This is a genomic window from Chlorogloeopsis fritschii PCC 6912 (assembly GCF_000317285.1).
Classification (GTDB): Bacteria; Cyanobacteriota; Cyanobacteriia; order Cyanobacteriales; family Nostocaceae; genus Chlorogloeopsis; species Chlorogloeopsis fritschii.
The window spans coordinates 140,737-153,845 of record NZ_AJLN01000051.1; the positions used below are offsets into that span (position 1 = coordinate 140,737).

A 13,109-nucleotide genomic window follows, 5' to 3' on the forward strand; every position below is an offset into this window, starting at 1 on the left:
CTACACCACGGATTTTTGTTCGATAACTGCTTCAGCTTGATGAATTAAGTTTCTCAAATTTTCCAAGGTTTGTATACTGACATCCTGCCAGAAACCACGTTTGAATGCTTCCAGCAGTCTTTCGGCAATATCACGCAGAGCGTAAGGATTTTTACTCTGAATGAATTCACTGACAATAGGGTCAAATAAATAAGCCTGGGCTATTCCTTCATACATATAGTCTTCTACACATTTGGCTGTAGCATCGTAGGCAAATAGATAATCTACTGTTGCCGCCATTTCAAATGCACCTTTGTAACCGTGACGCATAACACCAGCTATCCATTTGGGATTGACAACACGAGAACGATATACCCTAGCGATTTCTTCTTTTAATTGACGAACTCGCGGTTTGGCAGGAATAGAACGATCACCAAAATAGGTTTGGGGATTTTTCTTTTGTACAGAACGTATCGCTACGGTTAAACCTCCTTGAAATTGGTAATAATCATCAGAATCGAGTAAATCATGTTCGCGATTGTCTTGATTGTGCAGTACTATTTGCATTTGCTGCAATCGCTTCTCAAACGCTTCTGGAGATGATATTCCTTCTCCTCCTCTTGTTGAGGTGTAAGCATAGCAACTCCAGTTAATATAAGCACGTGCTAAATCCTCCTCATCTGTCCAATTTTGCGATTCAATTAAGCCTTGTAGCCCGGCACCGTAGGCACCTGGTTTAGAACCAAAGACACGGTAGTGTGATCGCGCTTGGGCTTCTTGTTGACTCAAACCCTGTGTTGTCCAAAATTCTGTTTCTTTTTGAATTTGGGCTGCTAGGGGATTTTGTTCTGGCGGTTCATCTAATGCTGCTACTGCTGCCACTGCTTGATTAAATAAGTCAATTAAATTTGGAAAAGCATCCCGGAAAAAACCAGAAATTCGCAAAGTAACATCTACGCGGGGACGTCCTAACACTGAAAGTGGCAAAATTTCAAAATCTACTACTCGTCGTGCGGCACCATCCCAAACAGGCTGTACACCTATTAAAGCTAGTGCTTCAGCAATGTCATCACCTCCAGTCCGCATTGTAGCAGTTCCCCACACCGATAAAGCCAGTGTTTTTGGATACTCACCATGCTCTTGTGTATAAACCTCAATTAGAGTTTCAGCAGCTTTTCTGCCAACATCCCAAGCCGTTTCTGTCGGTATAGCACGAATATCTACTGAATAAAAATTATTACCTGTAGGTAAGACTTCCGGGCGTCCCCGCGTCGGTGCGCCAGCAGGAGCACTGGGAACATATTTACCATCCAGCCCGCGCAATAAGTGAGTGATTTCTTGGTTTGTTTTTTGTAGCGAAGGTATTAGGCGAGAGCGTATCCAGTTGAGGGCGGAAGAGAGGGGGGGGGTAGGGGCAGTGCCTTGGGAGCGCCCTGAAGTGGGAGATAATATATTTTCTACGAGTTCAGCAGCGTGTGCTTCTAAAACTTCAACTGCGTCACCGACGGTGCGACAGGGGCATTGATATTTTGCGAGTAAAACTTGCTGGCTAATTGCTGATAATTCTGTGCTGAAATCTGCTGTGAGGGGATCGAAATCTAAGCCTAAATCTTGAGCTAGAGCACGGGTGAATCCGATTTGATGGCGATTGGGATGACGAGCGATCGCCACAATTAAATCACGCAGTTGTCTTCCGGTTGGACATTGCCCAAAAATGTGCAAACCATCACGGATTTGAGCTTCTTTCAACTCACAAAGATAACCGTCAATGTTGTTAATGGCTAATGGTTGATTGCTAATTGTTAATTGTTCTTGACTATTAGCCAATTTTAAATCGAGATGAAGATTTTCTTTAATAACTAGTTCGCGGATGCGATCGCAAATTGCAGGCAAGCGTTCCGGATTTAAACTTTCTGCTTCATAATACTCATCAATTAAATTTTCCAACTGTTGCAAACCACCGTATAGTTCTGCTCGCGTTAGTGGTGGCGTCAGGTGATCCACAATTACAGCTTGAGCGCGACGTTTAGCTTGTGAACCCTCACCAGGATCGTTAACAATAAACGGGTATAAATGGGGAAGCGCTCCCAAAGCAACTTCTGGATAACAATCACCAGATAGCGCCACACTTTTACCTGGTAACCATTCCAAATTGCCATGCTTCCCCACATGAACCACCGCATCCGCACCAAAACATTCCCTCACCCAATAATAAAAAGCTAAATAAGCGTGAGTTGGTTCCAAATCCGGTGCATGATAATTCAAACTGGGATCGACATCATAGCCACGCGCCGGCTGAATCCCCACAAAGATATTACCAAGTTGAATACCGGGAATGGGGAAAGAGTGGGAGAGATTAGAACTATTTTCTTTCTTTGTTTCTTCCTTTGCGTCCTTTGTGCCTTTGTGGTTCGTTTCAAAAACACTTCCCCACCGCTCACAGATACTCTGCTGCACAACTTCCGGTAAAGAAGCAAAATACTCCTGATACTCTTGCCAAGAAAAACTTTGTCGCACTTGACGTAATTCCTTACCTTCTGGATCGTTTGTCACGCCCGTAGTGAGATAGTGTATTAATTCATCACTCGTTTCAGGTATATTTTCCACCTGATACCCTGCCAACTGCAAAGACTTAAGGATTTCTACACAACTTGCTGGTGTATCAAGTCCTACACCATTAGCCAGACGTCCATCACGCGTGGGGTAATTTGCCAAAATCAAAGCAACGCGCCGTTGTTGGGGCGGCTTAGAACGCAGGCGCACCCAGTTGGCTGCCAGTTCAGCGACAAATTCAATGCGATCGCGCACAGGTTCATAAACAACCACATCGGTTTCTAGGTGAGGATGGCGATTTTGCACTGCCTTAAAAGATATAGCTCGGCTAATAATACGTCCATCGACTTCTGGCAATGCCACATTCATGGCGATATCGCGGGGTGAAAGCCCTTGAAATTGAAACTGCCACTGCTGTACCGAACCACTGCTGAGAATCGCCTGTAATATAGGTACATCCAATTTTTGCCATAGGGCAATTTGGGGTGTTTCTGTTTCTAGGCGTGCCAGCGAAAAACTGGTTGTATTCAGCAGCAGAGCTATTTGTTCAGAGTCTTTGGGTTGAAAAAACTCGCTTAACTCATCTTGAACATCGGCTTCTCGCAAAGAAGAAACAAAAACTGGCACTGGTTCTAAATTCCGCTTTGCCAACGCTGCACACAAAGCATCAATAACTTTAGTATTTGCCGCGAGATAATGGGCACGGTAGAAGAGGATGCCAATTTGAGGGCAGGGGGAACTGGAAGAAGAGAACACGGAGAATTGTTCTGTCTTTGCGTCTTTTCCCTGCCATTCATACAACCCGACACGAGGAACTGTCTGTGGAGGTGGTGGATTAAATGAACTAAGTTGGCAAGTATCGGCAATAAATTTGAGAGCGTTAACAATATTTTCTACGCCACCTTCAATGAAATAGCGCCATATTTTGTTAACAGTAGTCAAAGGCAGAGTAGAGTGAGATACTAAATCGGGATCTAAAGCATCATCCCCTGGTATTACAATTAGGGTTGTACCATGACGTAGGACAATTTCTCGTACCACTTCTAAACCATAAGCCCAGTAGGAACGTCCTCCTAATAGGCGCAAAATAATTACTTGGGCAAGCTCCAAAACTTGCTCGGCATAGGTATCTATATCTATTTGATGCTGCAAGCTCAATAGGTTTGCAACTCTTAATGCAGGGAAATTAGTAGGCAACTTAGGAACTGCCGCTGCCAAAGTTTGAATATCGGTATCAGCAGCCGTAAGAAATACAATGGGAGCAGGAGTTTGTTCTAAATATTTAACGCCTTCCGATTGAGGACTCCATCCTCCCGATATGGCACTAATACGATGCATAATGCTGTATTACCGTCTTAAACTGTAGATTAGAACACATTGAAAAATTTTAATTAACTGGGTACAGCCCCTCATACCTTGAATATGCTTAATTCTCCTGATTTGAGCTTTTCTCGAACCTTGCCTTTGGATGTATTTAATCAGCTTGGCGAATTGTTAGAACAGATGGCTCAAGCAGTGGAAAATGGAGCTTTGGTATTGACGGAAGCTGTACTTGCCAGAATTCATATCACACAGGAGTGGCAGAAACAAAGATTTGCGATTGTCATTTCTAAAGGGTTTAGTGTGTTGATGGTGGGTTCTCCACAGGAGGAAGAGCAGGGAAAGGCAGAAGGTAAGAGGCACAAAGAAGTCACAGCAGAGGCTTCCTCCAAAAGCGTTGCTCTTCCAAAGGAGGCTGTGAACTTCAAAGAAGTAGGAGGAAATCTGCCCAGAGCACACTTACAACATCAAGAACCTGCGGATTTGACAGCATCAATGGAAATCCCTGGATGGCAACCTCTCTCTGAGTCTTTGTTAAATGTAAAATTAACATTTGATACTGAGGCGATCGCCTCTTTTGTTGTGAAATTGAGGGATTTGTTTGAGTGCGACTCTCAGACATACCACAATATTGAACGCTATCGTCAAATTCTCGCTCCGAATGATGGTAGGCTCCAAAGTCAGTTTACGCTATTGTTGTTAAATTATTTTTTGCCGCAGCCAAATTCAGAACTTATAAATCCTCCTACCTTCTGTTCTGTTTCTATTTGTCAGCCAGTGGAAGATGCCCTGCAAAAACAACTTGCTCAAGAGCGGCTGTTAAACCAGGTAACAACTCAAATCCGGCAAAGTTTAGACATATCTGTGATTTTGGTAACAGCAATTGAGCAAGTACGGAATTTTTTGGAGTTAGATCGATTGGTAATCTGTAAACTACCTTATTTAAAAGGAGTTAAGCTTTTCAATCCTTCTGAGTTTTTTAATCCCCCAGCGCTTCAAGGTAGTTCACAAAGTAGCCCTGTTTTGGGTATACCAAATACAATCAATCACACCTTACCCAGAATACAGAAAGAGGCTTTTCCCAGTAACCAATCACCAATACCTAGTATGGAGTCTTCCTCCCCAACTCCCAATTTTGGTGAAGTTAACAAAATTTTAGAATTTTCATCTTTTTCTAGCTTATTTTCGCACTCAGGCTGTGTTATTTACGAATCCCGTGCTAGTGATGCTATTCCTTCAGTATTGATGAGTAAAGAAGACAATTGCTTTACGCTTAATTCTTCATGCTGGAAGAAGTATCAGCAAGGCTTTACTTTAGCTGTGGATGATGTTGAAAAAACTTATGCCTTAGAAGAGTGTCTGTTGAGTTTTTTAAGGAATATACAAGTTCGGGCAAAATTTGTAGCTCCGATTGTATTCGAGGACAAACTTTGGGGACTTTTGATTGCTCATCAGTGTAATGCCCCACACTCATGGAGTGAGAGTGAAAAAAGTTTGCTAACTTCTATTGCCGAACAATTGGCGATCGCTATTCACCAGTCTGAGTTAACGCGATCGCTCACTCAGGAAAAACAAACGTTAGAGCAACGAGTCATTGAGCGTACAGTAGCGCTGCACGATGCCTTAGTTGCTGCTGAAGCCGCCAGCCGCCTCAGAAGTGAATTTCTTGCTACCATCAGCCATGAATTACTCACACCTTTGACTTATGTGATTGGTATGTCTTCCACTTTACTACGCTGGTCGTTTGGAGAATTGAACGAGCGGCAACGGGATTATCTGCAAACAATCCATGATAGTGGAGAGCATTTATTAGAAATGATTAATGATATTTTGGAGTTATCCCAAATTGAAGCAGGAAAGGCAGTCTTAAATATTACAGAATTTTCTTTAGTGGACATAGCAGAGGCTACAATAGCATCGCTTTTAGCAAAAGCCACAAGTCAGCAAGTTAATCTTAGACTGGATTTACCCCTGGATCGACAACGCGATCGCTTTATTGCAGATGCCAGGCGAGTAGAGCAAATATTGTGGAACCTTTTGAGCAATGCGATCAAATTTACACCTGAAGGTGGAAATGTCACTTTACGGCTATGGATGGAAGACGATACCGCCGTGTTTCAAGTGGAAGATACTGGCATTGGTATTCCTGAAGAAAAATTACCACTGTTGTTTGAGAAATTTCACCAACTCGATCCACCCTACCGCCGTCTTTACGAAGGTACAGGGCTTGGCTTGGCATTAACAAAACAACTTGTAGAACTACATAGAGGTCGAATTGAAGTAGAATCTACTGTTGGCATTGGCTCAATTTTTACTGTATGGATACCAATCCAACCAGAGCCAGTTTTGAGTTAGTCATTAGTCACTAGTCATTGGTTAGTAGTTGGTAGTTTGTCATACTAAGTTGCAATCATAGGTAGTATTTCTCCCCCTGCTCCCTTGCTCCCCTGCCCCCCTGCCTGCCAAAACTAATATGTTTGAACGCAACTTGGTATCACTCCCTCACTCCCTCACTCTTCTCCCTTCTTTCCCTCTATGCCTATTGAAAGCTTACAGGGCGGACTAATTGTTTCCTGTCAAGCCCCTGTAGATTCACCGCTCCACAATCCATTCGTAATTGCAGCAATGGCACAAGCTGCTGTCAATAACGGTGCTGTTGGAGTGCGTATTGATACGCCTGCGCATATATATGCTGTACGTCAACGTGTTCAAGTGCCAATCATTGGACTATGGAAGCAAGTCATAGCTGGATATGATATATACATTACTCCTCAATTTCACCATGCCGCTGCTGTTGCAGAAGCGGGAGCGGATATTATCGCCATAGACGCGACGACTAGAAAACGCCCTGGTAGTGAAAATTTAGCAGTTACTATTGCCCAGATTCATGAGAAATTAGCCAAACCAGTCATGGCAGATGTAGATACAATCGAAGCGGCAAAATTAGCTGTAGACGCTGGTGCAGATATGGTAGGAACTACTCTTTGTGGCTACACTGCTGCAACCAAGCATCTTTCTCCCCCCGCTTGGGAACTTTTAACTCAGATGGTGGAAAAGCTACAAGTTCCCGTAATTTGTGAAGGCGGTATTTCTTCTCCTCAAATGGCGCGTAGGGCAATTGATTTAGGAGCATACGCTGTAGTTGTTGGCACTGCGATAACGGGGATCGATTATTTGGTGAGAGATTATCTATACAATCTTAAATACTGAGTCTTGGGTATGGGAGCATCCCAAATGGTTGAGTTTATTTTTAAACGCAGAGTCATGCACAGGAGTACAAGGTAGCTGATGAATTACAACAGCAACATCTCAAATCCAAACTCTACAGAGCAATTAGAATCATGCAGTTCTCGCATTCCAATTCGTTGAAAGCCAAGGTGCTTGTAAAGTTGATGAGCAGCAGTAAAACGAGTGTCGCTCCAGAGGATGAGACGGAGTTTCTCTGCACCGCGGGCATGAGCGATCGCTATTTCTACCAATCGTCTTCCCCAACCTTGTCGGCGTAACGAGGGATGTACATATAAGCTTTTCAACTCAGCATCATCAGGGTGAAGCAGAACAGCTCCCGTTGCCAAAATATTTCCTTTCTCTTCAATCACCCAGAATTCTCCACCGTTAGCACGAAAATAATCTCCTGGATTAAGCAGATGAGTATCTTCTTTTTCAGCATCCAGAACACAGCCATATTCAGCGTAAATTTCTGCTATTAGCTTCAGTATGCCAGGAACATCAGATGAGATAGTAGGACGAATTAAAAGCATTTGCACTGTAACTAAAACTAACTGTAGTTTTTGAGGGCAAAGTTGCAGTCAAAAGCCCTACATTCAGAGTTAATAGAACATTTGCTATTAATTATCTTCGTTTAAAAATTACCATTTCATTACCAACCACCGGGCTACGCGCCACCAGCCTGTTTTGAGAGTCGGTAATTTCTAGATGAGTGAAGTCCAATTCTTGAGAACGTTGTAAAATCTCAGCGGCTAGTTTGTTTTGTTGAGATTCTTTGAGAGTGTACCAATCATCACTAATTTTCATAGTGAGAGTACTAGTGAGAAAGTTGGCTTGAATTGATTGTATGAGTCCGGAGGCAATGCGATCGCTTACTTGTGCCACTTGATTTTCAATTGCCGCAATCAAAGTTTGTTCTGGCGTTAATACTAATGTCGGTGTCGGTGTTGGTGTCGGCGTGGGGGTTACTTCGGGTTCTGGCTCTGGTGTTGAGGGAGGAGTAATTTCTTCTGTTGGCGGCGCGGCTTCTTCTTCTGCTGATGGCGTTGGTGTTGTTAATGACTCTGGTGAAGTCGTTATGGTTGGTGAAGGTTCTTCTTCAGCAAGAGGAGTTTCTTGAGTAGGGGAAGTAGGCGGAATTGTTGCTACTTCTGTTGGCTTACTTGTAAAAATATTTGAAGTTGTCCAAATTAAAATTACGGTAGTAACAGCAATAACTCCCGTCAAAACAGTGTCGGATAAATTAGCAGACAAATTTGTTGGTAACAAAGAGCGGATTTTGGCTAATAATCCACTCCACCCAGATTGAAGCGGCTGCAAAAAACTGGAGGTTTCCTCAGTACCACCAGGAGGTTCTGTCTCCAACTTTTCAACCGTTGTTTCTAAAAGAGCGATCGCACCTCTGAGAATTTGGATAGTTTTAGCCTTCCAAAAAGGTTGAGCTTTTTGGTATTGTCTTTGCCGAAGTCGATTTTCCTCCGGTTCTGGGGAAGAAGATGGTTGTGGATTTTGATTGTCTTGTGACATGGAACTTTCACCCAGAGCAGCTAATCAAAAACATACATATTAAATTCCTGCTTCAGCCTCCCCTGCCTTAATGTATCACTTCATTGCTTCGGCTAAACTTATCAAAATATTGATTTGGATACAATTATGAAGCTAAAACGCCGTCAATTTTTATTTTTAAGTAGCCTCAGTGCTTTTGGTATAGGATTTTTAGGTGTTATCAGCCGTTATGCTAGTAACAATACTGATGAACTAGAAACAGCAGTAGCCGCCGCTCCAGCTAAAAAAGACTTGTTACTACGCTTTGTTTCTGTTGCAGATACAGGCACTGGTGCAGGAGGGCAGTATGCTGTCGCTAGGGCAATGACTAATTATCACAGCAAAAATCCCTACAAATTAGTTGTCTTAGCTGGCGATAATATCTACAATAATGGCGAAATTGAGAAAATTGGTGCAGTTTTTGAGCGTCCTTATGCTTCTTTGCTCAAACGAGGTGTAAAGTTTCAAGCTGTTTTAGGCAATCACGATATTCGTACTGCCAATGGCGATTTACAGTTAAAATATGTCGGCTTTAATATGAAGGGACGTTATTACACTTTTCGCCAAGACAAAGTACAATTTTTTGCTTTGGATACTAATGGTAATGCTGATTGGAAAAATCAGTTGATTTGGCTAGAAAAAGAATTAAGCCGCAGTAATGCCCCTTGGAAAATTGTCTTTGGTCATCATCCAATTTATGCATCGGGTGCTTATGGCAGTAATCCACAGTTTATTAAAAATTTTACTCCCTTGTTTCAAAAATATGGCGTTCAACTTTATATAAATGGTCACGAACATCATTATGAACGCACCCGTTCTATTAATGGTACGACTTATTTAATTTGTGGTGGTGGTGCAGGTACTCGCCCTGTCGGAAAAAATGAATGGACGGAGTATTCTGCTGAGAGGTTAAGTTTTGCAGCCTATGAAGTATATCCAGATAGAATCGAGATTAGCGGTATTGGTACCGATCGCCGTGTTTTTGATCGAGGCATTATTCCACTGCAAACAGCATAATTATCCTTTCTTCAGTTGGGCTTTAGCTTGCTGCCATAAGGCTTCTAACTCTTGGAGAGTGTAATCGGAAAGGGGGCGATCGGCAAAAGCCTCCATTTTTTGTAACCTTTGAATAAAGCGTTGATTTGTTCCTTGTAATGCTTCGCTGGGATCGAGGTTATACCAACGGGCAAGCTGGAGAACAGAAAACAGCAAGTCACCTAATTCAGCTTGTTGTTGTGCTGGTGTTTCGTGGGCTAGGGCGTGCTGAAACTCCTGTAACTCCTCGTGAAACTTATCCCACACCCCGTCGATATTTTCCCATTCAAATCCTACCGCAGCCGCTTTCTGGGAAATTTTCATTGTTGCCATCAAAGGGGGAAGTTTACGGGCATAGTTACTCAACTTCGCACTGAGTTTTTGACTCTCTGGAGACGGTTCTCCTTTTTCTGCCGCTTTAATTTGTTCCCAGTTTTGCCGTACTTCTTCCACACTTTGTACCGAAACTTCGCCAAATACGTGCGGATGGCGGCGAATCAATTTTTGAGCAATACCTTGAGCTACTTCCTTAAGAGTAAATTGCTCGTACTCCTTAGCAATTTGTGCTTGCAGAACAACTTGTAATAGCAAATCCCCCAATTCTTCTGCGATCGCTTCTTTGTCTCCACTTTTGATTGCATCTACGACTTCATAGGCTTCTTCAATCACGTAAGGCGTCAGCGTTTGGGGAGTTTGCGCCAAATCCCACGGACAACCTCCTTCGGGCGATCGCAACTTTGCCACCACATCAATTAATTCTTGTAACGCCGCCAGAGTTTCAGCATGATTCTGGTTTTGATGAAATTCCATAATTAATAACTAATAAAAACTTTTTGATTAAGAAGCTATCACTATTACTTTGTCCGGCTTTTACTGGTTTTCGAGCCAGACTGACGACTGCGAGCTTTCGCTTTACGTTTCTTCATTTTCGCACGCGGTAGCAAACCGCGAATACCGGATGAATGGAAACGCTTGTATGCCGAACTAGCCCAATCGCTCAAGGAATGGCTCATTGCACCAAGCTCCAATCCCAAAAACAGCGCCAGAGACTCGGTGCTGTAACTTATAAGCGATCGCCCTACATTTTCACTTAAAATCTGCCAACTCCACGCTCTATGACCTAATTTCTCGGCAACTACCACACTTAAAATTGCCAAAGTTACAGCAATAATGCCTAAATAAAGCACTCTTAAAGTTGTACCAATAATTGGTCCGTGAGATAAGAACGACCGATGGCGCAGACTTTTTTGATAAGGAATCCAAATCCAACGCAATAAACCCCAGCGTTGGTACTGGCGAGAATATATATCTAAGTCAGGGCCAAACATTAACCCACCAAACATAAATCCACCAGCCACCAACAAAGTCAGGTTGCCGCTCTGAGTCTGAACAAAAGTGAAACCAGCAACAAACGGCAAAGCCCACAGAGTAATGCGATCGTGCGTTTGACCAGAGGGCATTGAGACTTTCTAAAAAATTTTCAAAAATATTTCCCAAAAATACTAGCGCGACACGAAATTTTTTGCTATATTTAATTCTTGTGTGTGACGGGCGGTTAGCTCAGTTGGTAGAGCGCCTGCCTTACAAGCAGGATGTCACAGGTTCGAGTCCTGTACTGCCCATAGCCCTAAAAGTAATATCCAACTTAACTAAATAGTTGGACAGTTAAGTAGAGGCGCGATATATCGCGCCTCTACATCCGGATGAATACCGCGATTCGGCAAAGCCTAAATTACCACCTGAAGCAGTACAAGTTTTGATTGCTTAATGAATTATTTCATTAGCGATCCAATTGATGAAGAAATCGGGTTGTGAGGATCTAGCTTAGTCATCATTAACCACCAAAACTGTCAGTTCGTGCATCTTACCAGAGAAAAAGCCAAAATTAATGTTGCTTTTCCTCAGCAGTTTTACTGATCCCAAATCATTGCCGATCTAGGTATAAATTTGTAAATCACCGTCTTTGGCGATCGTCTGAGCTAGGATGCCTTACTGTTGTGTTTGAGCTATGCCCAATGATAACCTGCCGTCGAGTAGCAATGATACTAGCCTTATTAATAAAATCAGCTACAACCTTCATCAAGTAATTATTACCATTCAAGAACAGCAACCTGAATTATTGCTAGATAAATATAGAAATATAAACTGGCATAGTAGCCGCAACCAATCTGCGCTGAGTCTAAAACTAACAAACTTACTCAGCCAAGCTCAAGACCAAAGTACATTGCTTCAAAATTTACAGTGTTTTCTTAAAGCTCTTTTTACTCCCGAATCTTTTGATTCACCTGTATTAATAAAATTTTTAGAGACAATTCGGCAATTATCTTATTCAGAATCTGAATCAAATAAATCATCTCATTGTCTAGAAGTAGATTCATCCAAGAAATTTTTACCAACAGTAACCGCTACATCAAAACAGCAAACTGGAATCGCAATTTTACTTCTAGATGCAGAAAACATCCAACTTAATGCCGAAACTGAAAAGTTTTTAACCACAGTTTGTCATTGTCCTCTGCACGTAAAAATTGCTTTTGCTAATTGGTGCAGTATGGGTAAACAAGATTTTGAATTCCATCAACGCAGCTATGATTTAATTCATGTACCTGCTGGTAAAGACAACGCTGATGGTAAAATGATAGCCTTCGGCTCATCTATTCACGAACGCTACCCACAAGTTCAAGAAGTTTTAGTCTGTTCCTCAGACAAAGTGATGACTAATCTATGCAATCATTTACAGCAAAATGGATTAATAGTTTATCGAGTTAGTCAGCAAGGCAATCATCTCAAAATCTTGAACAGTAACACTGGTGAAACTCACATTCGTAGCATATTAGAAATACCTGATTTTAATAAATTTATTAAACAAATTCAAGGCATAATTATATCTGAAGAAAAAACCACTTCTAATCAATGGTTTAAGTTATCTCAAATTGCGCAAATATATCAGCATAAATATAATCTTGACATTAATGAAGTTACATCTCATCACTATCCGGGGAAAACAGCAAAGGATGTTTTGATTAAATATCAATCTGATGTTGTTATCTATCAACCATTAGAAAATCCAGAAGCATATGTAGCTTTATTTAGAAAACCTCAACTCAATAAGTTAAATAACAATAATTTTGCACTGAAAAAAGAGGTTACTTCTAAAGCAGATTTAGAAAAGGCATTAGTTGCTATAATTACTACCCTAATGAGTAAATTCCCCAACAACTATGTTCCTATAGAAATTTTAAGTAGCCATTTTAATAAACAATACAGTTTAGGAGTTAATAAAATGCTGGGAAATTTGGGTTTAAGCCGTAATTTCCGAGCTTTTCTAGTAAATGATTGCAATTGTTTCGATGTTCACAGAATAGGCGATCGCTGGCAAGTGGGTTTAAAAGAAGCTCTTGCCACAACCAAAAACTAAAGGCTTGCATACGCCACTGCCTTTGCTAGCAACT

The 13,109-nt window shown here is 41.9% G+C and carries 9 protein-coding genes and 1 tRNA gene; 5 read left to right on the forward strand and 5 right to left on the reverse strand.

Annotation, left to right across the window (positions count from 1 at the left end):
- Positions 1 to 3,870 carry a cobaltochelatase subunit CobN gene (gene cobN, locus UYC_RS0108165; protein ID WP_016877309.1) on the reverse strand — a complete coding sequence of 1,290 codons (3,870 nt, stop codon included), beginning with the start codon at positions 3,868 to 3,870 and terminating at the stop codon, positions 1 to 3.
- An 84-nt stretch (positions 3,871 to 3,954) separates the two neighbouring features.
- On the opposite strand from cobN, the gene UYC_RS0108170 reads away from it, so the two are divergent.
- Together UYC_RS0108170 and UYC_RS0108175 are read left to right on the forward strand one after the other, a co-directional pair.
- A complete protein-coding gene (locus UYC_RS0108170; RefSeq protein WP_016877308.1) occupies positions 3,955 to 6,207 on the forward strand; it encodes a GAF domain-containing sensor histidine kinase in 2,253 nt (750 codons plus the stop codon).
- Positions 6,208 to 6,387: 180 nt separating this feature from the next.
- A complete protein-coding gene (locus UYC_RS0108175) occupies positions 6,388 to 7,062 on the forward strand; it encodes an N-acetylmannosamine-6-phosphate 2-epimerase (protein WP_026087775.1) in 675 nt (224 codons plus the stop codon).
- An 83-nt stretch (positions 7,063 to 7,145) separates the two neighbouring features.
- On the opposite strand, the gene UYC_RS0108180 is transcribed toward UYC_RS0108175, so the two are convergent.
- Together UYC_RS0108180 and UYC_RS0108185 are read right to left on the reverse strand one after the other, a co-directional pair.
- Positions 7,146 to 7,613 (reverse strand): GNAT family N-acetyltransferase, encoded by a 468-nt coding sequence (locus UYC_RS0108180; protein WP_016877306.1) that lies wholly within the window; start codon positions 7,611 to 7,613, stop codon positions 7,146 to 7,148.
- Positions 7,614 to 7,704: 91 nt separating this feature from the next.
- On the reverse strand, positions 7,705 to 8,607 hold the full coding sequence (locus UYC_RS0108185) for a hypothetical protein (protein ID WP_016877305.1): 903 nt from the start codon (positions 8,605 to 8,607) through the stop codon (positions 7,705 to 7,707).
- A gap of 126 nt (positions 8,608 to 8,733) precedes the next feature.
- Here UYC_RS0108185 and UYC_RS0108190 point away from each other — a divergent pair, with 126 nt between their 5' ends.
- Entirely contained in the window at positions 8,734 to 9,642 is a 909-nt protein-coding gene (locus tag UYC_RS0108190) for a metallophosphoesterase family protein (RefSeq protein WP_016877304.1), read from the forward strand.
- Here the strand turns inward: UYC_RS0108190 and mazG are convergent, their stop codons facing one another.
- Positions 9,643 to 10,470 carry a nucleoside triphosphate pyrophosphohydrolase gene (mazG, locus tag UYC_RS0108195; RefSeq protein WP_016877303.1) on the reverse strand — a complete coding sequence of 276 codons (828 nt, stop codon included), beginning with the start codon at positions 10,468 to 10,470 and terminating at the stop codon, positions 9,643 to 9,645.
- A 44-nt stretch (positions 10,471 to 10,514) separates the two neighbouring features.
- Positions 10,515 to 11,120, reverse strand: coding sequence for a metal-binding protein (locus tag UYC_RS0108200; protein ID WP_016877302.1), 606 nt, complete (start codon positions 11,118 to 11,120; stop codon positions 10,515 to 10,517).
- Positions 11,121 to 11,209: 89 nt separating this feature from the next.
- Between UYC_RS0108200 and UYC_RS0108205 the strand changes: the two genes are divergently transcribed.
- A tRNA-Val gene (locus tag UYC_RS0108205) sits at positions 11,210 to 11,282 on the forward strand.
- A 386-nt stretch (positions 11,283 to 11,668) separates the two neighbouring features.
- Complete coding sequence (locus UYC_RS0108210; protein WP_016877301.1) at positions 11,669 to 13,075, forward strand: NYN domain-containing protein; 1,407 nt, start codon at positions 11,669 to 11,671, stop codon at positions 13,073 to 13,075.
- Positions 13,076 to 13,109 lie beyond the last annotated feature (34 nt).